This window comes from Streptomyces sp. NPDC002911 (assembly GCF_053591835.1).
On record NZ_JBSFUO010000006.1, the window covers coordinates 216,530 to 237,712 of the forward strand.

Consider the following 21,183-nt stretch of genomic DNA (forward strand, 5'->3'; position numbering starts at 1 on the left):
TGCGGTACGACCAGTCGCTTTCTGTGCTGATGGAGTCTCCCGAAAAAGAGATGCGTCCGCCCGTAGGCTGGACGCCATGACCGCAATGGGGGCAGACCGGGAAGCGGCGGGACCGACCACCCGCGGCTACTGGTGGTGGGAGCGGCGGCGGGGTGTCGCCCTGGACGTGGGGCTGGCGCTGGTTTCGGCGCTGGAGTGTGCGCTGGAGGGGGTGGCGTTCGCCGGGGACAACGGGCTGCCGGTGCCGCTCGGGGTGCTCTTCGGGTTGCTGGCGGGTTCGGTGCTGGTCCTGCGCAGGCGGTGGCCGATCGCCGTGGTGCTGGTCTCCATAGCGACGACCCCGGCCGAGATGGGTTTCCTGATGGGGATCGTCGGGCTGTACACCCTGGCGGCTTCCGAGGTGCCGCGCAGGATCACGGTCGTGCTGACGGGGATGACGCTCGTGGGCACGTTCATCGTGTCGTACGTGCGGCTGCGGCAGAGCATGAGTGAGCACGCCGAATTCGGGCCGTTCTGGTACGTCCCGGTGGTGTCGCTCTTCATGTCGCTGGGGCTGACGGCGCCCTCGGTGTTCTTCGGCCTCTACATCGGGGCCAGGCGCAGGCTGATGGAGAGCCTGCGGGAGCGTGCGGATTCGCTGGAGCGGGAGTTGTCGCTGCTGGCGGACCGGGCGGAGGAGCGGGCCGAATGGGCGCGTACGGAGGAGCGGGGCCGGATCGCCCGGGAGATGCATGACGTGGTCGCGCACCGGGTGAGTCTGATGGTGGTGCACGCGGCGGCGTTGCAGGCGGTGGCTCCGAAGGATCCGGCGAAGGCGGTGCGTAACGCGGCGCTGGTGGGGGACATGGGCCGGCAGGCGTTGACGGAGCTGCGGGAGATGCTCGGGGTGCTGCGGAGTGGGGACGCTCTGGTGGCTCCGCGGGCGGGGCAGGTGCCGTTGGCCTCGGTGGGGCGGGCGGCGGCTGCGGCTGCTGCGGCCGTGGCCGAGGACGGGCCGCGGTTGTGTGAGGTGGAGGCGTTGGTGGCGCAGTCCCGTGAGGCGGGGATGACGGTGGAGCTGTCGGTGGAGGGGGAACTGCGCACCTATGCGCCGGAGGTGGAGCAGACGGCGTACCGGGTGGTGCAGGAGGCGTTGACGAACGTGCACAAGCATGCGGCGGGTGCGAAGACGTGGGTGCGGTTGGCGCATCGGGGGGCGGAGGTGGCCATGCAGGTGGAGAACGGTCCGACGGACGGTGTGACGGCGGACGCGGGGCTGCCGAGTGGTGGTAACGGTCTGGTGGGGATGCGGGAGCGGGTGCAGGGGCTGGGGGGTGTGTTCGTGACAGGGCCGACGGATGTGGGGGGTTTCCGGGTGTCGGCGGTCCTGCCGGACGGTGGAGCGGTGTGAGGGGGATCAGCCGGTGGTGAGGCGGGCGGGCTGGATGCCGGTCATGAGGGTTTCGAGGGCGCGGTCGATGTCGGAGCCCAGGTACCAGTCGCCGGTGTGGTCGATGGAGTAGACGCGTCCTTGGCTGTCGATGGCGAGGACCGCTTGGCTGTCGCCTTCTTCGCCGAGGGGGGCGACTTCGGATTCGAGGGCGCGTCCGAGGTCGCCGAGTGTGCGTGCCAGGTGGAGTCCGCTGAGCGGGTCGATGTGCACGGTGGCGGTGGCGATCTGCCGGCCGGGTGCGGAGGGGCGGAGGTGGAGTCCGCCGAATTCGGCCCAGGCTTCGACGGCTGCGGGGAAGACGGCGTGCTGGTGCCCGCCAGGGGAGGTGTGGGAGCGGAGGGCGTCGGCCCATTCCTCGGCCTGGCGGATGTCCCAGCGTCCAGGTCGCCATCCGGCGTCGCGGAGTGCGGCGTCCACGGCGACGGGGAAGCGGGTGGTGGAGGTGCGGCTCTGCTGGCCGGGTACGTCGCGCATGAGGGGTGTGCTCAGCCCTTCTGGGCGGTGGTCGCCGCACCGCTGGTGAGGTCGACGGGGCGTACGCCGAAGTGGGCGAGCATCTCCGTGCAGGAGCGGCAGGGGGGTGCGTAGCTGCCGTGGAGGGGGTCGCCGTCCTCGCGGATGCGGCGGGCGGTGAGGCGGGCGTGTTTAAGCGCACGGCGGGCTTCACCGTTGGTGAGGGGTTTGCGCTGGGCGCGTTTGGAGCGGCTCTCGTCGGCAGCGGTGAGCTGGCGTGACAGGAGTATGGCTTCGGGGCAGCGTCCGGTGAAGCGTTCGCGCTGGTTGCTGGTGAGGGTGTCGAGGAAGTCCTGCACGAGGGGGTGGAGGACGGGTGGCTGGTCGCCTTTGCCCGCGGTGCAGGTGAGTGTTTCCCCGCGTACGGACAGGGCTGCGGCCACGGCGGGCAGGATGCCGTCGCGGCGGTGGTGGAGCTGGGGCGGGCGGTTTGGCTCGGTGGCGCTCCAACTGAGTCGCGGGTCTCCGGATGTGACTGTTTGTGCTGTGTGCATGGTGCTGGTGTCCCTCCCTGCAATCCCCTGCAATCCCCCGAGTTGCGGGGGACAGCCTGCCAAATATGCAGGGTGGTGGGGAAGCTGGGTGGATGAAACGTGTCTGCGTGTCGCGGCTCGGTCGCTCGCTTGTCGCGTGTCCGTCACGCGTTGGTGACGTTCGGTGAGTGGGGTGCGGGGCGGGGGGCGTTGTTGCGTCACGGCATAGGCTGTGCGGAACACCGGACGCAGCAGGGGGCAACCGCCATGACGACAGGTCGGCTCGGGCAGCAAGCCGCGCCACCGAACGCGGCCTATGCCGGGCAGGTCGTGCAATTCCCGGATCCTGTCCGGGCGTCCCGCCACCCCAGGGGTGTGCGCGTGGACGGGGACGGCTTTCCGGTGCTTTCGCCGTACGCGCGTGCGTCCGCGGAGATCGCGGACCCTCCTCCGGGTTTCGGTGTCGACGAGTTGCGGCTGACGGATTACGTGTCGGCGAACGCGGCGTTGGCGGCGAGTGGGCACGAGCTGTGGGACACGATTCCCGCGGTGGCGACTCCGCACGGCTGGACGTGGCATCACGTGGCGGGTGGCCGGCGGATGGAGCTGGTGCCGGTCGAGGTGAAGGCGTTGTTGCGTCATCACGGCGGTCTGGCGACTGCTTCGGTGGATCAGAACCGTCGGGGTACGCGGCCGCTGCAGGAGACGCGGCCTGCTCATTTCCGGCTGCCGAAGGGTTCTGTGGCGGTGGGTGAGCAGCAGATCCTGGGTGTGGAGGAAGATCTGGGGTACCGGCTTCCGGGTGCGTACCGGTCGTTCCTCAAGGCGGCCGGTGGGTCGGCTCCGGTGGGTGCGGCGTTGGACGCGGAGCTGGGTCTGCTGGTGGACCAGCCGTTCTTCACGGTGCGCGACGAAGCCGCCATGAACGACCTCGTGTACGTCAACAAGTGTCTGCGTGATCACTTCACGAAGGATTACCTGGGCGTGGGTTTCGTCCAGGGCGGGATTCTCGCGGTGAAGGTGCGGGGCGGCGGCGTGGGGTCGGTCTGGTTCTGCGCGTACGACGACGCGCGGGATCAGGACGGCTGGAGCGTGCAGGAGCGGGTTGACCGGCTTCTGCTGCCGTGCGGTGAGGATTTCGATGCTTTCCTGCAGCGGCTGGCGGGTAATCCGCCGGAGCTGGAGACGGTGGCGAACCTGATGGTGGACGGTGGCTTCGCGCGGGCCGTCCCGGTGGAGGGGTGAGCGCGGTGGTGACGTTCGCGCAGGCGCAGGAGCGGGCGGATGAGTGGGTCAACGGTGACGTGCCCGCGTATCAGCACCGTGAGGTCCGGGTTCGTGAGTTCGAGCTGGGTTTCGTGGTGTGGGCCGAGGACCGTGCGGAGGGCCCCGTCTCGGACGGGGGCCGTCAGCGGTTGGTGATCGCCCGGGACAGCGGTGAGGCCACGTTGTGGCCGGGGCTGCCGGTGGGTGAGGTGATACGGCGGTACGAGGAGGATTACGGGGCGTCCGCGGAGGTGCGGGCTGCCCCGGAGCCGCCGCGGCGCATTGATCTGAATCAGACGTCGTTCCTGCTGACTCCGCCGGAGTGGTTGCAGGAGGCGGCGGACAAGCTGGGCATTCCGGACGGGCGTGCGGAGGCGTCGTCTTCGGCTTCGATGCCGTCGTCCACCGTTCCCGGGCCCCCTCCTGCTCCGTCCTCTCCTCCTTCCGTTTCTGGGCCGGCTCCTGCCGATTCGGGGGCGGGGTGGCCGGCTGCCGGTGGGCAGCGGGATCACGAGCCGACGGTCGACGACGGGGTGCCGGCCGGCGGGACTCCTTGGGCGGGTACGGACACGAGTGCGAGTGGTGACGGGGGCGGGGTGCCGCTGCCGGCGACGGTGTTCGCGCCACCGCTTTCGGGGTCGGACGATGACGGGACTCCGCCGCCGGTGGTTTCGGCGGAGGCGCCTACGGCGCTGATGTCGGGCGGCAGTCAGCTGCCGCCGACCGCTGTCGTTCCCGGTCTGGACCCGCAGGCGCCGCCTCCGGGGCCTCCTGCCCCGGCTCCTGCTGCCGCACGTCACGCTCCCGCTGCTCCGATGGCTCCCGCTCCGGGGCCCGGAGCGGGAGACATCGCGGACGCGGCGACGAGCAAGGCCGTCGTACCGCCGCGGGGTGCCCGGGGGGCGGGTCCGACGCCTCCGCCGCCGCCCGGGGCGCCTGGTACGCCGGGGGTACGGCCGGGGGCGACTCCACCGCCTTCGGGGCCGGGTGCACCGGGTGCGCCCGCGGGCGGCTACGTTCCGACGCAACTCGTCTCGCAGCTCGGCCCTCCGGGGACACCGGCGCCGGCTCCCGGTGCGACGCCGCCTCCGGGCGCGCCACAGCCGCCTGCTCCTCCCGGTCCGCCTGCTCCTCCCGGGCCTCCTGGTTCCACGCCGCCTCCGGGTGGCGGGATGCATCAGGCCGCAACGATGTTCGCCGACGCGAGCATCGGCGGCCCGAACGCGCCGCGTCCTCCGGGCCCGCCCGGCCCTCCTGCTCCTCCTGGCCCTCCGGGTGCTCCGGGTGCTCAGGGTGCGCCGCCTCCTCCTGGTTCCACACCGCCGCCCGGTGTTCCCGGCCCGCCCGGGCCTCCTCCGGGGGCGACGCCGCCTCCGGGCGGCGGGGTGCACCATGCCGCGACGATGCTGGCGGGGCCGGGGCGGGTCGGCCCGGCTGCGCCGCAGCCGCCGGGTCCTCCGGGTCCTCCTGGCCCGCCCGGAACGCATGGGCAGGGCCCGCACACTCCGCCGCCCCCCGGGGCGTACGGCTATCCGCAGCAGCCGGCTGGGCAGCCGACGGTCGGTCCGGGGTACCAGGCGGTGCTGCGTTTCCGGGCGGCCGACGGCAGCGAGCAGCAGTTGATCCGGCGTTCGGCGCCGGGTACTCCGCATCCGGAGTGGCAGATGCTGCATGAGCTGCGGGCGATGAACGTGCCGCCGCAGCAGGTCATAGAGCTGCATACGGAGCTGGAGTCGTGTGAGCTTCCGGGTGGTTACTGCGCGCGGATGATCCGGGAGACCTGGCCGCAGGTCCGCATCACGAGTGTGGCGCCGTACGGTACGGATCACGCGAGCCGGCAGCAGGGCATGCAGCATCTGCTGACACATCAGGGTGAGCTGCATCAGGTCGCCGACGGTCCGGCGCGGCCGGCTCCCGTGCGGGCGCCGTTGCCGCAGATGCCGCCTGCCATGACTGTGCCTCCGGAGGCACTGGCGGAGGAGTTGCACGGGGCGTTCGGTCCTGGTGTGCTGCGCTTCGATCAGCGGGCGGTGTCGCGTCAGGGTGTGCCGGAGGTGGTGGCGCGGACGTTGGTGTGGGCGGGTCTGCCCGCTGATTTCGGCCCGTTCTTCTGGGCGCAGCCGGGGCATCCGGTGGTGCCGACGCTGGCGGAGCTGGCGGCGCAGCGTCAGGTGCAGCCGGCGTCGGACGCGGGTTCGTATCTGGTGATGGGTTCGGACTTCGGCCGCGCGATCTGTGTGCAGTACGGGACGGCGAACATCGTTGCTGTTCCGGTGGAGGCCGGTCCGGGTGGTCAGCCGGTGCCGCCGCAGTTCGTGAACACGGGGTTGCCCGAGTTCGTGCGGTCCATGGCGTTGCTGGGCCGGATGTGGCGGTTGCGGTTCGGATTGAATCCGGAGCAGGCGGGCCGTTGGACGGTCGATTTCCAGGCGCAGTTGGTGGCCGTCGATCCGGCGGCGCTGGCGTCGCCGGAGGGCTGGTGGTCGGTTCTGCTGGAGCAGATGTGGGACGGGCTGCTGTGATCCCGTCCGATCGGGTTTGATCTGTTGTGTACGAGAGGCGCTTGTCCCGTGGAGGGGCGGGCGCCTTTTGTGTGCGTTTCTGTGATGCGTGTTGCTTCGGTCTTGATTGAAGCTGATCGATTCCGACTTCCGGGCCAATTACCGCATCCTTGGCGTATTGCTTCTGGTCGGGGAGTCGGAGAGCGGGAAAGAGGGCTTCAGGGATGAGTGGTGGACCGGTGTCCGCGTACGGTTTTGTCGGTGTACGGGGGCGTGGCTACCGTCCTGAGCAGGTGGACCGCGTGGTTGCCTCGCTGTCGGCGGAGCGGGACGGGGCACAGGAGCGGCTGTCCCGGCTGACGGAGCTGGCCGAGGAGCTGGCGGGCGAGTCGGCGCGGCTGGGTGAGGTGGTGGCCTCGCTCGCGCCGCAGACGTATCAGTCGCTGGGGGAGCGGGCGCGGCAGATTCTGGCTCTGGCGGAGGCCGAGGCGGAGGCGGCGCGGGGGGCGGCGCTGGAGGAGGCGCAGGCGCTGTGGGACGTGGCCGACGCGGCGGGCCGGGAAGCCCGTGAGGCGGCGCGTGAACAGGCCGGGGCTGTGCGGGCGGCGGCGGATGCGCACGCGGAGAAGGCGCTGGCCACGGCGCAGGAGGCCGCCGGGGCGCTGGTGGAGGGGGCGCGCCAGGAGGCCGGCGAGGTGCGTGGGGCCGCGGAGGCGGAGATGGACGAGACGCGTCGCCGTACGGCGGGTGTGCTGGCGCATCAGGAGCAGGAGCATGCCGAGCGGGGCAAGGCGGCGGATGCGGAGATCGCCGGCGCGGAGGCTGCGGCTGCGGAGCGTGAGACCGAACTGATGTCCCGGGGCGAGGAGTTGCTCGCCGTGGCGAAGCGTGAGCTCGCGGAGACGGAGGAAGTGGCCCGGCACGGTCAGGAGGACGCGGAGGCGCGGGCGGCGGAGCTGCTGTCGGGTGCCAGGATGGCGGAGGAGCGCGTGGCGCGGGAGACGGAGCGCGTCCTGCGGGAGCACGAGGAGAGCCGCGAGGAGGTCCAGGCGCACATGGCACACGTACGCCATTCGCTGGCGGCCCTGACGGGGCGTGCGGTCGCGGGCCCGGCGGGGGACTGAGGTACGCGCCGCGGCGGACCGGCCGGGGTCGGATCGTGGTCAGGGGCGCTCGGAGAGGGGCTCGATGCCTCTGTCGCGGCGCCGGAGGCCGGCGGCGAAGGCGGATGGCCTCGTCCGCACTTGCTCATGACCCGCTCCAGGGCGCCGACGACGCGTTCGCGCTCTTCGTCGAGAGGCCCGGCGCCCTTGTCGGTGCGGGGAATGCGGGCCATGCTCGGGGTCGGCGATGCGCTCGGCCGGCCCGGCGTGTGTCGCCGCGGCGGTCTGACGGTCGGTCGAGGGTGGAGGCGTCGCTGTGCTCGCCGTTGGACATCGGCCCCTGGGCGCGGATGCGACACAGCAGGAGGCAGGCGCTTCGATCCGGGAGGGTGTACTGGTGACGTCCGCTCCGGTGGTACGCGAGGTCATGACGCCCGAACGGCATCTGCTCGCACTCCCCGGCGTCCGTCCGGCCGTGTCTGTGGCCTCCTGCTGCCGCACCGGTCCGCTCGTGCGTCGGCTGAACGGCGGTCCACGCCTACCAGTGTGTGCACCGGACACATGGCGTGTATGGCACATTGGGCATGTGCGATGCACTACGCCATTCGGCAGATGAGACAGCAGCGACCCCAGGAGTTCCATCCTCATGGACACCCCCAAACCGGCCGTCAGATCAGGCGGTGTGATCGCCACGCTCGCCTTCGCCGGCACCGTGGCGTCGGTCATGCAGACCTTGGTCACTCCACTCATCGCGGAGCTGCCGCAGCTCCTCGACACCACGCCCTCCAACGCCGCCTGGGTGATCACCGTCACCCTGCTGGTCTCGGCGGTGTGCGTGCCGGTCTCCGGACGGCTGGGCGACCTGCTGGGCAAGCGCCGGATGCTGCTCGTGTGCGCGGTGCCGCTGGTCGCCGGGTCGGTGGTGTGTGCGCTCGCGTCCTCCGTCGTGCCCATGATCGTCGGACGTGGTCTGCAGGGGATGGGCATGGGCATGGTGCCGCTCGGCATCGCTCTGCTGCGTGACGTGGTGCCGAAGGAGAAGATGAGCTCCTCCATCGCCCTGGTCAGCGCCTCCCTCGGCATCGGCGGTGCCCTCGGTCTGCCGATCGCTTCGGCGGTCGCCCAGTACGCGAACTGGCGGGTGCTGTTCTGGGGCTCCGCCGTGCTGGCCCTCATCGTCTTCGCCTTGATCTGGTTCCTGATCCCGGACATCCCGGCCGGCGCCCGGGGGCAGCGATTCGACGTGCCCGGCGCCCTCGGCCTGGCCGTCGGCCTGGTCTGCCTGCTCCTCGCCGTCTCCAAGGGCGCCGATTGGGGCTGGACCTCGACGACGACGGTCGGCCTGTTCGTAGCCGCCGTCGTGGTACTCCTCGCCTGGGGGTTCTGGGAACTGCGGACCAAGGACCCGCTGGTCGATCTGCGCACCACGGCCCGTCCCCGCGTGCTCATCACCAACCTCGCGTCGCTCTTCGTCGGCTTCGGCATGTACGCCGGCATGCTGATCGCGCCGCAGTTGCTGCAGTTCCCCGAGGCCACCGGCTACGGCCTGGGCCAGTCGATGCTCGCCGCGGGCCTGTGGATGGCTCCCGGCGGCCTCACGATGATGATCGTCTCCCCGCTCGGCGGAAAGCTCACCGACTCCCGTGGCCCGAAGTTCACGTTGATCTGCGGTGTGCTGGTCATCGCCGCGGCCTACGGACTGGGGATTCTCCTGATGGGCTCCGCCTGGGGGCTGATGCTGTTCCTCATGGTCAGCAGCGGCGGCGTAGGCCTCGCCTACGGTGCGATGCCTGCCCTGATCATGAGCTCGGTCCCGGTGTCCGAGACGGCCGCCGCCAACGGGTTCAACACCCTCATGCGCGCGCTCGGCACATCGATCGGCGCCGCCGTGACCGGCGCGATCCTCGCCCAGATGACCACGGAGACGGCCGGCTTCACCTTCACCTCCGAGGCCGGCTTCCGTACGGGCCTGATGTTCGGCTGCGGTGTCGCCCTGGTCGCCGTGGTGATCGCGGCCTTCATCCCTGCCGCCCGCCGTTCTGCCGCTGCCCCGGGCGAGACCGCCGACGCGGCCGTCTCGCCGGAGGCGGCCGCGGCCAAGAGCTGACCCCGGCCCGCACCCTGTACGCCGAACTGCCCGGCCTCCGGCCCTTTGCCGGGTCGGAGGCCGGGCAGTTCGGCGTCAGCTCGGGCCGCAGGGTGCACCAGGCCTCTCGCAGGCAACGCGTGCGGATACCGCCGCTCACGTGCCGGGGCGAATGGGGCGGTCTCGCTTCAACTTGCCTGTGAACGGGGTCCAGGCATCGGCGGGGAAGATTGGCGTCGGGCCGAGGACGGCGTTGCTGTCACGGACGGGGACGACTCCGGGGAAGCCGTCCGCCACCTCTACGCAGTTGCCCCCTCCTGATTGCCGTAGCTGCTTCTGCGTCAGGCTGCGTCGGGCAGATCGAGACACGGGTGGTGCGGTGCTCGACGGCGTCCCTGCTGATCAGCGTCCGGCCTGCGCCCCGGTGCGATGTCAGTGCCGCGTGGGACTGTCGGGCTGTGGTCGTCATCATCAGCAGGTCCGATCGGAGGGCGTCCCGTGGCGGCATCGGATGAGAGTCCTGCAAGCTGTCACGCGGCGGGACCTGACATGACGTCGCCTGCGGCGTCTGTGGAGGCACGCCCGGAAACAGCAGACCGCCTGCCCCGTTCCTACTCGCTGTGGCTCATCGGCATCCTGGTGTCCCTGGTAGGCAACTCGGTCTTCTACTTCGCTCTCGGTTGGGCTGCGAGTGAGCACGGTGGTGCCGTCGCAGGCCTGACCCTGAGTGCGATCACGCTCCCCCGAGTACTCCTCCTGCTCGTCGGCGGTGCCGTGAGCGATCGCGTCAGCGCGCGTCGTGTGCTGATCACGGGTGACGCGGCGATGCTGGCCCTCTCTCTCGTCCTGGCGGCTGTCTCCTACCACCTGGGCGCTCCGCCCCTGTTGCTCATCGCGACAGGCGTAGTCGTCGGTGTCGTCGATGCCTTCTATCTGCCGGCCTCAGGGTCCATGCCTCGTCGGCTCGTGGCCAAGGAGCAGCTACCGCGAGCGCTGTCTCTCCGGCAGGTCGGTGGGCAGGTGATCAACATGGGGGGCGGGCCCCTCGGCAGTGTGCTCGTCGGTCTCGCGGGGCTCGCAGGCGCAGCCGCGGTCAACGCTGTCACTTTCGCGTTCACCCTTGTCGTGCTGGTGGTCATTCGGCCACGACACCAGGTGCCGCCCTCCCAGAAGACGGCCGGCATATTCAGGGACGCCATGGACGGCGTGCGAGTGGCGTTCGTCCACCCGGTGCTACGCCCAGGTCTCTGGCTCACAGGGGCAGCAGCCGGTCTCCTGCTGCCCGTGCTGCCGCTGCTGCTGCCGCTTCTGGCGCGCGAGGAGCGCTGGGGGGCGGGAGCGGCAGGGCTCGTGATCGGGGTGCAGGGAGTGGGCATGGTGGCGGTCACCCTGGTCGTCGTGCGGCGCGGGCCGATGGGGCGCCCTGGGCTGCTGTCGGCATGCGCCCTCGTGTGCGCGGGCGTGGGCGTGTTCGCGCTGGGGCTCGCGCCGGGCGTGGGGGGAGCAGCGGCCGCCGGGTTGGTCATCGGCGTAGGTAATGGCATCTTCTCCGCGCACATCGCGCCGCTGATTCTCGCAGCGGCGCCCGAAAGCCACCTCTCGCGCATCCAAGCTGTACTCGTGCTCGTACAGAGCCTGGCTCTCCTGCTCATGAACAACGTGCTCGGGATCGTCGCCGACATCGAAGGTGCCGCAGTCGTTGTCGTCTCCTGCGCCGTCCTGCTCGTGTTCGTCGGGCTGTCGGGTCTGGCCTCCGGCCCGCTTCGCGGCGACCGTACGGGGCTGGCGCCTGGCAGCAGCCCTAAGTAGCGAGCCCGTTGCCTAGCCCTTCGGAGCCTGGGCCGCGCTCTCGTGCTCGGCCAGGACCGGGAAGCGGCGCGGGGCCACGAAGACGAGGACCAGCAAGGCGAGTGCGGCGGCGATCGCGGCGCCGGCGAATACGTGGTCGACGGCTGTGTCGACGGCCCGCCGTAGATAGTCCGTTGCCGCGGCGGACAGGGCGGCCGGGTCCTCGAGGGCGTGCGAGATCGCGTCCAGGTCGCCGGGCAGGCCCGGGACGGGGGAGTCGGCCAGCCGGGAGGCGAGCACGCCGTTCGCGACGGCGCCGAAGAGTGCGGCGCCCACGCTCTGGCCGACCTGACGGCAGAAGAGTACGGACGCCGTCGTCGTACCCCGCTCGGCCCAGCCCACCGTCGACTGGACCCCGACGATCAGCGGGAGCTGGAAGAGGCCGAGCGTCGCGCCGAGCAGCAGCATGAGCAGGGCGGGCTGCCAGGCGGCGCCGGGGTAGGGCAGCAGCGGGAAGCAGAGCAAAACCAGCAGGGCCCCGGACATGCCGATGATCGCGGTGCGGCGGAAGCCGATGCGGTTGTAGACCCGGTCGGAGAGGGCGGCGGCGACGGGCCAGCTCAGGGTCATCACGGACAGGACGAATCCGGCGGCTATGGGGCCGAGTCCGAGGACGGACTGGGCGTAGGTCGGCAGGAAGACGGTCGGCGCGACCATGAGCAGGCCCATGGCGCCGAGCGCGAGATTGACCGAGGCGATGGTGCGGCGCCGCCAGACCCAGCCGGGTATGACGGGTTCGGCGGCGCGGCGCTCGATGCAGACGGTCAGGGCGGCCAGCGCGGCGCTCGCCCCCAGCAGCCCGAGCGAGGGTGCGGAGAGCCAGGGCCAGGCGACGCCGCCCTGGACGAGCGCGGTCAGCAGGAGCGCACCGGTGGCGAAGACCGCGAGGGCGCCCGCCCAGTCGATACGGGGGCGGGTGGCGGGGCGCGGCCGTGCCGGTTCGTGGAGGTGACGGATCACCAGCCAGAGGGCGACGGCGCCGACCGGGAGGTTGATCAGGAAGATCCAGCGCCAGTCGGCGTACGCGGCGAGAAGCCCGCCGACCGCGGGCCCGGCCACGGCCGATGTGGCCCAGACGGTGGACAGTTTCGCCTGGATCTTCGGCCGTTCCTTGAGCGGGTACAGGTCGGCGGCGATGGTCTGCACCGTGCCCTGGAGGGCACCGCCGCCGAGACCCTGGACGACGCGGAAGGCGATGAGGGCGGCCATGTTCCAGGCGGCGGCGCAGAGCACGGAGCCGGCCAGGAAGAGGATGATGCCGGCGATCAGGACGGGCTTGCGGCCGAAGGTGTCGGAGAGTTTTCCGTACACCGGCAGGGTGACGGTCACGGCGAGCAGATAACCGGAGAAGAGCCAGGAGAAGACGGAGAAGCCGCCGAGGTCGCCGACGATCTGGGGGACGGCCGTCGCGACGATGGTGCCGTCGATGGCGGCGAGACCCATGCCGAGCATGAGGGCCGCTGCGACAGGGCGGCGGCCGCGGGCGGTGTCCGGTGCTGTGCCCGGAGGGGTGTTCCGTGCGGTGCCCGGCGCCGTGTCCGCGGCGGCTTTTTCGTGCGCTGTTTCCGGGTGGTCCGTGTCGCCGGTACCGTCCGTGCCGCACACAAGGGTCCCTTCCCTATGCATCTATTTCCTGGGGGGACACTGTCTCACCGCCCGCGCCCGGAGGGGAGTAGCAGGCCGGAGGGTGAGACCCCACTCCGGTCTCGTCCCTGAGTGCCCAACCCCTGGGGGCGGCTGCGCACTTCCGCTCGGTCTGGGCCTGGGCGACGAGGATGCGGTCGAAGGGGTCGCCGTGGAGCGGGGGAGACGGCCGGCCTTGACGCCGTGCTCCGCCGTGATCGGCAAGGGTTTGAACTGCATGTCCCTGGCCCGCTCGGCGAGATTTCCGGCGCCCTCCAGCTTCCGAGGTTCTGTTTGACCGCGATCTCCCACGGTGTCGCGGCGCTTACATGGATCTAGGGCTCGGTGCGCAGGAGGTCCCTGATGTCATCGGGAAGTTCCGGCGAGGTGTCCAGCCACCACAGGACGACATGCGTGTCGAGCAGGAGCCTCATCCGCGCATCCCGAAGGCTTCGGCGATGTCATCCGAAAGCTCGTCGAAGTCCTCCGGGATGTGGATCTGTCCCCGGAGTGTGCCGTAGTCGGTCCGGTCGACCTCGGGAGAGGCACGACCTTCGCGATGGGCTCGCCGGCCCGGCTGATGACGATCTCCTCGCCGGTCTCGACCTGTGCAGTATCCGGGAGAAGTGGGTCTTGGCCTCGTGCACGTTGTACTGCCGGGCTGCTTCCATGACGCCTCACTCGGGCCTGAAGTGGACTAGCTGCCGGACTGAGGCTGGCCCCGCTGCCGCGGACGGACAACGGCGTTCCCTCGCGCGAGTGACACACCGGCGTCGTAGGCTGGACACCCCGGCCCGTGCCACGTGTCGGGCCCTTCGCGTTGCTCACTCGCCACACCGGACGGAACCTTCATGAGCCTGCACGGTCTGCTGGACGTCGTCGTCACCGACCCGGCGCTCTCCGAAGCGGTGAAGGCCGCCGCCGACGGCCACCGGGCCCATGTCGATCTCGTCGGTCCGCCCGCCGCACGCCCCTTCGCCGTGGCCGCGCTGGCCCGTGAGGCCGGGCGTACGGTGCTCGCCGTCACCGCGACCGGCCGCGAGGCCGAGGATCTGGCGGCGGCGCTGCGGACCCTGCTGCCCCCCGACACCGTCGCGGAGTTCCCCTCCTGGGAGACCCTGCCCCACGAGCGGCTCTCGCCCCGCTCGGACACCGTGGGCCGCCGCCTCGCCGTGCTGCGCAGGCTGGCGCACCCCCGGCAGGACGACCCGGAGACCGGGCCTGTCAGCGTGGTCGTAGCGCCGGTCCGCTCCGTGCTCCAGCCGCAGGTCAAGGGGCTCGGCGACCTGGAGCCCGTCGCGCTGAGCAGCGGGCGGACAGCGGATCTGGGCGAGGTCGTGGACGCGCTCGCGGCGGCGGCGTACGCCCGCGTCGAGCTGGTCGAGAAGCGCGGGGAGTTCGCCGTGCGCGGCGGCATCCTGGACGTCTTCCCGCCTACCGAGGAACACCCCCTCCGGGTGGAGTTCTGGGGTGACGACGTCGAGGAGATCCGGTACTTCAAGATCGCCGACCAGCGGTCCCTGGAGGTCGCCGAGCACGGTCTGTGGGCACCGCCCTGCCGTGAGCTGCTGCTCACCGAGGACGTACGTACCCGGGCGGCGGCTCTCGCCGAAGCGCATCCGGAGCTGGGCGAGCTGCTGGGGAAGCTCGCGGAGGGGATCGCCGTCGAGGGCATGGAGTCCCTCGCCCCGGTCCTCGTCGACGAGATGGAGCTGCTGCTCGACGTCCTGCCGAAGGGATCGATGGCGCTGGTCTGCGACCCGGAGCGGGTGCGGACAAGGGCGGCGGACCTCGTCGCGACGAGCCAGGAGTTCCTCCAGGCGTCCTGGGCGGCCACGGCGGGCGGCGGCGAGGCCCCGATCGATGTCGGCGCGGCCTCCCTGCGGGGCATCGCCGATGTCCGGGACCGGGCCCGTGAGCTGGGCATGATGTGGTGGTCCACCTCCCCGTTCGCCGCCGACGAGGAGCTGGACGGCGACACCCTGAAGCTCGGGATGCACGCCCCGGAGGCGTACCGCGGGGACACCGCCCGGGCGCTCGCCGACACCAAGGGCTGGCTCGCCGAGGGCTGGCGCGCGGTGTACGTCACCGAGGGGCAGGGCCCCGCCTCCCGTACGGTCGAGGTGCTCGGCGGTGAGGGCATCGCGGCCCGCCTCGACCAGGATCTGACCGAGCTCACGCCGTCGCTCGTCCACGTCTCGTGCGGGGCCATCGACCACGGATTCGTCGACCCGGCCCTGCGGCTGGCCGTGCTGACCGAGACGGACCTGACCGGGCAGCGCACCGCCAGCAAGGACCTGGGGCGGATGCCGGCCCGCCGCCGCAAGTCCGTCGACCCGCTGACGCTGCAGGCGGGCGACTACATCGTCCATGAGCAGCACGGTGTCGGCCGCTACATCGAGATGGTCCAGCGCACCGTGCAGGGTGCGACCCGCGAGTACCTCCTCGTCGAGTACGCCCCAGCCAAGCGCGGCCAGCCCGGGGACCGCCTCTACATCCCCACCGACCAGCTGGAGCAGGTCACCAAGTACGTCGGCGGCGAGGCCCCGACCCTGCACCGGCTCGGCGGCGCGGACTGGACGAAGACGAAGCAGCGGGCCAAGAAGGCGGTCAAGGAGATCGCCGCGGACCTGATCAAGCTGTACTCGGCGCGGATGGCGGCCCCCGGCCACGCCTTCGGCCCGGACACCCCGTGGCAGCGCGAGCTGGAGGACGCCTTCCCGTACGCGGAGACGCCCGACCAGCTGTCCACGATCGCCGAGGTCAAGGAGGACATGGAGAAGTCCGTCCCGATGGACCGGCTGATCTGCGGCGACGTCGGCTACGGCAAGACGGAGATCGCGGTGCGGGCGGCGTTCAAGGCGGTCCAGGACGGTAAGCAGGTCGCCGTCCTGGTGCCCACGACGCTGCTGGTCCAGCAGCACTTCGGCACCTTCACCGAGCGGTACGCCCAGTTCCCCGTCAACGTGCGGGCGTTGAGCCGTTTCCAGTCGGACACCGATTCGAAGGCGACGCTGGAGGGACTGAAGGACGGGTCCGTCGACCTGGTCATCGGCACGCACCGGCTGTTCTCGTCGGAGACGAAGTTCAAGGACCTGGGCCTGGTCATCGTCGACGAGGAGCAGCGCTTCGGGGTCGAGCACAAGGAGCAGCTGAAGAAGCTGCGGGCCAATGTGGACGTCCTCACGATGTCGGCGACGCCCATCCCCCGTACGCTCGAAATGGCCGTCACGGGCATCCGGGAGATGTCGACGATCACGACGCCCCCCGAGGAGCGGCACCCGGTCCTCACCTTCGTCGGGCCGTACGAGGAGAAGCAGATCGGCGCGGCGGTGCGGCGTGAACTCCTGCGTGAGGGCCAGGTGTTCTACATCCACAACCGGGTCGAGTCCATCGACCGGGCGGCGGCGCGGCTGCGGGAGATCGTGCCCGAGGCGCGGATCGCGACGGCGCACGGGCAGATGGGGGAGAGCCGGCTGGAGCAGGTCGTCGTCGACTTCTGGGAGAAGAGGTTCGACGTGCTGGTCTCCACGACGATCGTGGAGTCCGGCATCGACATCTCCAACGCCAACACGCTGATCGTGGAGCGCGGTGACAACTTCGGTCTGTCCCAGCTGCACCAGCTGCGCGGCCGTGTCGGCCGTGGCCGGGACCGGGGGTACTCCTACTTCCTGTATCCGCCGGAGAAGCCGCTGACGGAGACCGCGCACGAGCGTCTGGCGACCATCGCCCAGCACACCGAGATGGGTGCGGGTATGTACGTGGCGATGAAGGACCTGGAGATCCGCGGCGCGGGAAATCTGCTCGGCGGCGAGCAGTCCGGCCACATCGCGGGCGTCGGCTTCGACCTGTACATCCGCATGGTCGGCGAGGCGGTGGCGGACTACCGGGCCGCGGTGGACGGCGGGGTCGAGGAGGAGCCCCCGCTGGAGGTCAAGATCGAGCTCCCCGTCGACGCGCACGTCCCGCACGACTACGCCCCGGGCGAGCGGCTGCGCCTGCAGGCGTACCGGGCGATCGCCTCCGCGAATTCGGAGGAGGACATCAGGGCGGTGCGCGAGGAGCTCACCGACCGCTACGGCAAGCTGCCGGAGCCGGTGGAGAACCTCCTGCTGGTGGCGGGCCTGCGGATGCTGGCCCGGGCCTGTGGAGTGGGTGAGATCGTGCTGCAGGGGCCGAACATCCGCTTCGCGCCGGTGGAGCTGCGGGAGTCGCAGGAGCTGCGGCTGAAGCGGCTGCACCCGAAGACGGTCATCAAGCCGGCCGCCCACCAGATCCTGGTGCCGAGGCCGACTGCGGGCCGGATCGGCACAAAGCCGGTGGTCGGGCGCGAACTCCTGTCGTGGACAGGGGAGTTCCTCACGACGATCCTGGGGTCGTAGGCCCTTGTCTTGGGCCGGCCCCGCCGGGCTCACCGGCGGGGCCGCTGCGTTGCGTGGCGCTACAGCGCCGGGGGCCGCTTGAACGCGGGGCCACGGTGATGGCCGAGGCTGGACATCTCTGCGAGGTGCGGTACGAGTTCACACCGTGTGCCCAGGCCTGAAGACCAGCCCGGCCGCCGTCCGGAACGCTTCCTCCGGGGTGCGGCCTTCAAGGGCGTCGGACAGGTTGCCGCTGAGCAGCAGGGTCGCGAAGCCGTGGGCCAGGGACCAGGCGGCGACGCCGGCGAGGCGGGCGTCCTCACCCCGGGCCGTTTCGGGCAGGCCGCTGACGCCGGCGCGCAGCGCCTCGGTGGCGCGGTCCTTCGCGGCGAGCAGGCCGGGGTCGTCGGCGCGGTGCAGTTCCGGGCGGAACATCACCTGGAAGTGCGCGGGATGCGCGGCGGCGAACCGTACGTAGGCCACGCCCCGTTCCTGGAGGTCGGGGGCGGCGGCCAGGGCGTCGGCGAAGAGCGTGTAACCCTCGGCGGCGACGGCGGTGAGCAAGCCGGTGCGGTCCTTGAAGTGGTGGGCCGGTGCGGCGTGCGAGACACCGGCCCGGCGGGCCAGGTCGCGCAGGGACAGGGCATCGGGGCCGTCGGCCGCGATGACGTCGAGTGCGGCCGTCAGGACCGCCCGCCGCAGGTCGCCGTGGTGGTAGGTGCGCTCGCTGCTCATGGGTTCCCAGGGTACGCGATATCTAGTCATTGACAAGTTCGGGAGGGTGGCGGCATGCTGGCCCCGATATCTAGTCGATGACAAGTTTCAGGATGACGGGAGACCCGGAACATGGCCGACGAGCTGGGGCACGTACGTCAGATGTGGCACCTGCTGGAGCCGCTGCACGCCGTCTTCTACTACGCGCCGCAGGTGTCCGAGGAGGCTGCGGCCCTCGGCTACGCCACGGACGAGCGCTGGCCCGGTTATTTCGTGTGGCGCGCGTCGCCGCTGGGGGCGGTGGACGCGGGCCGGGTGACGGCGGCGTTCCACAGCTTCAGCCCGGCGATGGTCGCCCGGTACGTCCCGGCCGGGTGGGACGTGGCGGATCCGCAGGAGGTGCTCGCGGCGCGTACGAAGGCGGTCGACCGGGCGTACCGGGCGCTGTTCGGCGACCGGGTGGAGGGCGCGGAGTTCACCGAGACCGCCGCACTGGCGCGCCGGGCCGCCGAGGCCGCGGACGTCACGGGCCGGCCGCTCGCCGGGGCCAATGCCGCCCTGCCCTGGCCGGAGGAGTCCCATCTGGCGCTGTGGCAGGCCGCCACGGTGCTGCGGGAGCACCGGGGGGACGGGCACGTCGCGGCGCTGGTCGCGGCGGGGCTGGACCCGGTGGAGTCGCTGGTGTCCTTCGCTGCGGTCGGCGCGGCCCCGCCCGAGGTGTTCGCGAGCCGGGGCTGGAGCGGGGCCGAGTGGGAGGCGGGGCGGGGCCGGCTGGCGGACCGGGGGCTGGTGGCGGCTGACGGGTCCGCCACCGAGGCCGGGCGGGCGCTGCGGGCGCGGGTGGAGCGGCAGACGGACGAAGCCGCCTCGGGGCCCTGGGCGGCGCTCGGAGCGGAAGAGCGCGAGCGGCTGGTGGAGTTGCTGGGGCCGCTGTGGGTGGAGGCGATCGGCTCCGGGCTCCTGCCGTCCGAGACGACGCTGGGTATCGGGAAGGTCTGATCGGGGGAAGGTCTGAACGGGCGCGCTCCGGGCCCGGAAGGCTCCGGGCAGTGGCTGCTGCCGGGGGGCTTGCGCCCGGCGCCTACGCTGGACCGCCGTGACGCCACTTCCTTCCGTACGCCGCCCACGCCGTTACCGTCCGGCCCCGCTGCTGACGCTGGCCCTGACCGGATCGCTCGCCCTGACCGGCTGTGACGCCCTGAGCGGTCCGCCGGGCCCGTCGGCCACCCCGACGGCACCGGCCGCCGGCGGTACGGCACTTCAGGCGGTCGAGGGGCTCGTGGTGAAGGGCCGGGCGCCGAGAACGGGGTACGACCGGGACGAGTTCGGGTCCGCCTGGGCGGACACCGACCGCAACGGGTGCGGGACCCGGGAAGATGTACTGGCGGAGCAGCTGTCCGGTGTCGCGCGGGACGCGGACGGCTGCAAGGTGCTCAGCGGTGTCCTCGACCCCGATCCGTACACCGGCACCCGCATCACGTTCGTGCGGGGCCGCAGCAAGGTGGACATAGACCATCTCGTGGCGCTGTCCGACGCGTGGCAGAAGGGCGCTCAGCAGTGGAGCGCCGGCAAGCGGCGGGCCTTCGCCAACGACGTGCTCAATCTGGTGGCCGCCGACTCGTCGGCCAACCGCCGCAAGGGGGATGGGGACACCGCGACCTGGCTGCCGCCCAACAAGGAGTACCGCTGTACGTATGTGGCGGGCCAGGTGTCGGTGAAGGCGAAGTACGGACTGTGGGTGACGGCGGCGGAGGCGGCCGCGATGACCGAGGTGCTGTCCGGCTGCCCGGACCAGAAGCTGTTGACCGGCGGCAACCCGACCGAGGCGCCGATGCGTTGAGGGTGCCCGCACCGCGATGTGAATACTGGAAGCATGTGGAAATGGCGGCTGACAGCCGCAGGGATGAACCTGTTGCTCGGAGTTCCGGGAGTCGTCCCGGCTTTTCTGATCTGGTACTACCTGTCGAACGGGCCGCTCGCGGACCTCGGCTGGACCTCCCGAGAACCGACCGAGAACGACGGCATGCTGCTGTGGCTGGTGATCGTCGTGCCCGTGGTGGCGGTGTTCGGGATCATCTGGTGGCTCGTCAACGAGCCGGTACGGCGCAGGGCCTCGCTGGCGCCCGGCGCGTACTGGACGACAGGGGTGCTGCTCACCCTCGTGCCGACGGGGGTGCTCATCGTCGGCTCGGTCGTGTGAGGGGCGCCCCGGTGGGCCGGTCCGCCCGCTGAGGGGTGGCCGGCCCTCGGAAGGGTGTCGCGCGCGGTCCGTCAGAGCTTGAGGTCCCACTGGCTCGCGTCCCAGTCGAAGCCGGGGCCGACCTCGACGGTCAGGTTCTCGGCGTCGGCCGGGGCGTCGAAGGCGTATGTGGCCGTGATCTTCTTGCCCGGCAGGACGGTGGTGGCGGTGAAGCCTTCGCCCATCTTGCCGTCGAAGATCTGCTCGGCGTTCACACCGTCCTCGCCGGCACGGGCGTCGACGCCGACGAGCGTGGCGTCGAACTTCTCCTTGCCCTTGTTCTCGATGACGACCGAGACCGTGTAGGCGCTGTTGCCCTTGGTGTGACCGATCGCGAACTCGTCGGCGGTGTACGGCTCCGCGGCGTTCACCGTGATCTCCAGGCCGTCGTCGTACGCCGCGGCGTCCCCCTCTCTCAGGACGTCGTCGCTCTTGCCCTCGGTGCCGCCCGCCGCCCCGCTGCCTGCTGCCGGCTTCGCGGAGGCCGACGTGTCCGCGACCGCCTTGTTGATGTCCGTCACCACGTCGTCCACGGCCTTGAAGGTCAGGACGGCCCCGACGACCGACAGGATCAGCGAGACCAGGCCGAGAACCGCGCCGAACGTCGTCACCCCCTTGTTCGTGGCCTCGCCGCGCTTGGCGCGGCCCCGCCCGGCCAGGCCCAGGATCAGGGCGATGAGACCGAGGATTCCCGCGAGCCAGAAGAAGAACGGGATCAGCCCCGAGACCGTTCCGATGATGCCGAGGACGAGTGCGGAGATGCCGAGGCCGTTGCGGGCGGGGCGGGTGCCCGGCGTCTGCGTGGGTGCGTACGGCTGCTGGGGCTGTTGCGGCTGCGTGTACTGGGACATGGCTGTGCCCTTCCGATGAACGACGGGGAGTGTGAGCGGATCACTTCGCCGCATCGGTGTGCGGCGGGTCAATAAGATCAGCTGCTGTGAACCGAGTCAACATCTTAATTTCTGTGAACCGCCGACAGGCGGTATCGGTATGCTCGCCCCCACACAGCAGGCGACACCGACGT

16 protein-coding genes are annotated in these 21,183 nt (G+C 71.2%); 10 read left to right on the top strand and 6 right to left on the bottom strand.

The window, feature by feature from the left end; translation table 11 throughout:
• The first annotated feature begins 76 nt into the window (after positions 1-76).
• Positions 77-1,390 (top strand): sensor histidine kinase, encoded by a 1,314-nt coding sequence (locus tag ACWD04_RS12470; protein ID WP_451130929.1) that lies wholly within the window; start codon positions 77-79, stop codon positions 1,388-1,390.
• Positions 1,391-1,396: 6 nt separating this feature from the next.
• Here the strand turns inward: ACWD04_RS12470 and ACWD04_RS12475 are convergent, their stop codons facing one another.
• On the bottom strand, positions 1,397-1,906 hold the full coding sequence (locus ACWD04_RS12475; RefSeq protein ID WP_451130931.1) for an SUKH-3 domain-containing protein: 510 nt from the start codon (positions 1,904-1,906) through the stop codon (positions 1,397-1,399).
• An 11-nt stretch (positions 1,907-1,917) separates the two neighbouring features.
• Positions 1,918-2,439: a YwqJ-related putative deaminase gene (locus ACWD04_RS12480; RefSeq protein ID WP_451130933.1), complete on the bottom strand. Its 522-nt coding sequence runs from the start codon at positions 2,437-2,439 to the stop codon at positions 1,918-1,920.
• Positions 2,440-2,685: 246 nt separating this feature from the next.
• Here ACWD04_RS12480 and ACWD04_RS12485 point away from each other — a divergent pair, with 246 nt between their 5' ends.
• The 4 genes from ACWD04_RS12485 to ACWD04_RS12500 all read left to right on the top strand — a co-directional run bounded on the left by ACWD04_RS12485 (position 2,686) and on the right by ACWD04_RS12500 (position 9,395).
• Entirely contained in the window at positions 2,686-3,663 is a 978-nt protein-coding gene (locus ACWD04_RS12485; RefSeq protein ID WP_451130935.1) for an SMI1/KNR4 family protein, read from the top strand.
• Entirely contained in the window at positions 3,660-6,206 is a 2,547-nt protein-coding gene (locus ACWD04_RS12490) for an SUKH-4 family immunity protein (RefSeq protein ID WP_451130937.1), read from the top strand. Before ACWD04_RS12485 ends, ACWD04_RS12490 begins: the two co-directional genes overlap by 4 nt.
• A 203-nt stretch (positions 6,207-6,409) precedes the next feature.
• Positions 6,410-7,309, top strand: a complete 900-nt coding sequence (locus ACWD04_RS12495) for a cellulose-binding protein (protein WP_451130938.1) — start codon at positions 6,410-6,412, stop codon at positions 7,307-7,309.
• Positions 7,310-7,934: 625 nt separating this feature from the next.
• Positions 7,935-9,395, top strand: a complete 1,461-nt coding sequence (locus ACWD04_RS12500; protein ID WP_451130940.1) for an MFS transporter — start codon at positions 7,935-7,937, stop codon at positions 9,393-9,395.
• A gap of 135 nt (positions 9,396-9,530) precedes the next feature.
• On the opposite strand, the gene ACWD04_RS12505 is transcribed toward ACWD04_RS12500, so the two are convergent.
• Positions 9,531-9,743: a DUF397 domain-containing protein gene (locus ACWD04_RS12505; protein WP_451130942.1), complete on the bottom strand. Its 213-nt coding sequence runs from the start codon at positions 9,741-9,743 to the stop codon at positions 9,531-9,533.
• A 180-nt stretch (positions 9,744-9,923) separates the two neighbouring features.
• Between ACWD04_RS12505 and ACWD04_RS12510 the strand changes: the two genes are divergently transcribed.
• Positions 9,924-11,183: an MFS transporter gene (locus ACWD04_RS12510; protein ID WP_451130944.1), complete on the top strand. Its 1,260-nt coding sequence runs from the start codon at positions 9,924-9,926 to the stop codon at positions 11,181-11,183.
• Between the two features lie 12 nt (positions 11,184-11,195).
• On the opposite strand, the gene ACWD04_RS12515 is transcribed toward ACWD04_RS12510, so the two are convergent.
• Positions 11,196-12,848, bottom strand: coding sequence for an MFS transporter (locus ACWD04_RS12515; RefSeq protein ID WP_451130946.1), 1,653 nt, complete (start codon positions 12,846-12,848; stop codon positions 11,196-11,198).
• Between the two features lie 848 nt (positions 12,849-13,696).
• On the opposite strand from ACWD04_RS12515, the gene mfd reads away from it, so the two are divergent.
• Positions 13,697-17,227, top strand: coding sequence for a transcription-repair coupling factor (gene mfd / locus ACWD04_RS12520; protein ID WP_451130948.1), 3,531 nt, complete (start codon positions 13,697-13,699; stop codon positions 17,225-17,227).
• A 138-nt stretch (positions 17,228-17,365) separates the two neighbouring features.
• Here the strand turns inward: mfd and ACWD04_RS12525 are convergent, their stop codons facing one another.
• A complete protein-coding gene (locus ACWD04_RS12525) occupies positions 17,366-17,941 on the bottom strand; it encodes a TetR/AcrR family transcriptional regulator (protein ID WP_451130950.1) in 576 nt (191 codons plus the stop codon).
• A 111-nt stretch (positions 17,942-18,052) separates the two neighbouring features.
• Here ACWD04_RS12525 and ACWD04_RS12530 point away from each other — a divergent pair, with 111 nt between their 5' ends.
• The 3 genes from ACWD04_RS12530 to ACWD04_RS12540 all read left to right on the top strand — a co-directional run bounded on the left by ACWD04_RS12530 (position 18,053) and on the right by ACWD04_RS12540 (position 20,120).
• The gene (locus tag ACWD04_RS12530; protein WP_451130952.1) at positions 18,053-18,919 is read left to right on the top strand and encodes an SCO6745 family protein; all 867 of its coding nucleotides are present in this window, start codon (positions 18,053-18,055) and stop codon (positions 18,917-18,919) included.
• 97 nt (positions 18,920-19,016) lie between these two features.
• Positions 19,017-19,760 carry an HNH endonuclease family protein gene (locus ACWD04_RS12535; RefSeq protein WP_451130954.1) on the top strand — a complete coding sequence of 248 codons (744 nt, stop codon included), beginning with the start codon at positions 19,017-19,019 and terminating at the stop codon, positions 19,758-19,760.
• 33 nt (positions 19,761-19,793) lie between these two features.
• Positions 19,794-20,120 (top strand): hypothetical protein, encoded by a 327-nt coding sequence (locus ACWD04_RS12540; RefSeq protein ID WP_451130956.1) that lies wholly within the window; start codon positions 19,794-19,796, stop codon positions 20,118-20,120.
• A gap of 71 nt (positions 20,121-20,191) precedes the next feature.
• On the opposite strand, the gene ACWD04_RS12545 is transcribed toward ACWD04_RS12540, so the two are convergent.
• A complete protein-coding gene (locus tag ACWD04_RS12545) occupies positions 20,192-21,010 on the bottom strand; it encodes a DUF4352 domain-containing protein (RefSeq protein ID WP_451130958.1) in 819 nt (272 codons plus the stop codon).
• Positions 21,011-21,183: the final 173 nt, after the last annotated feature.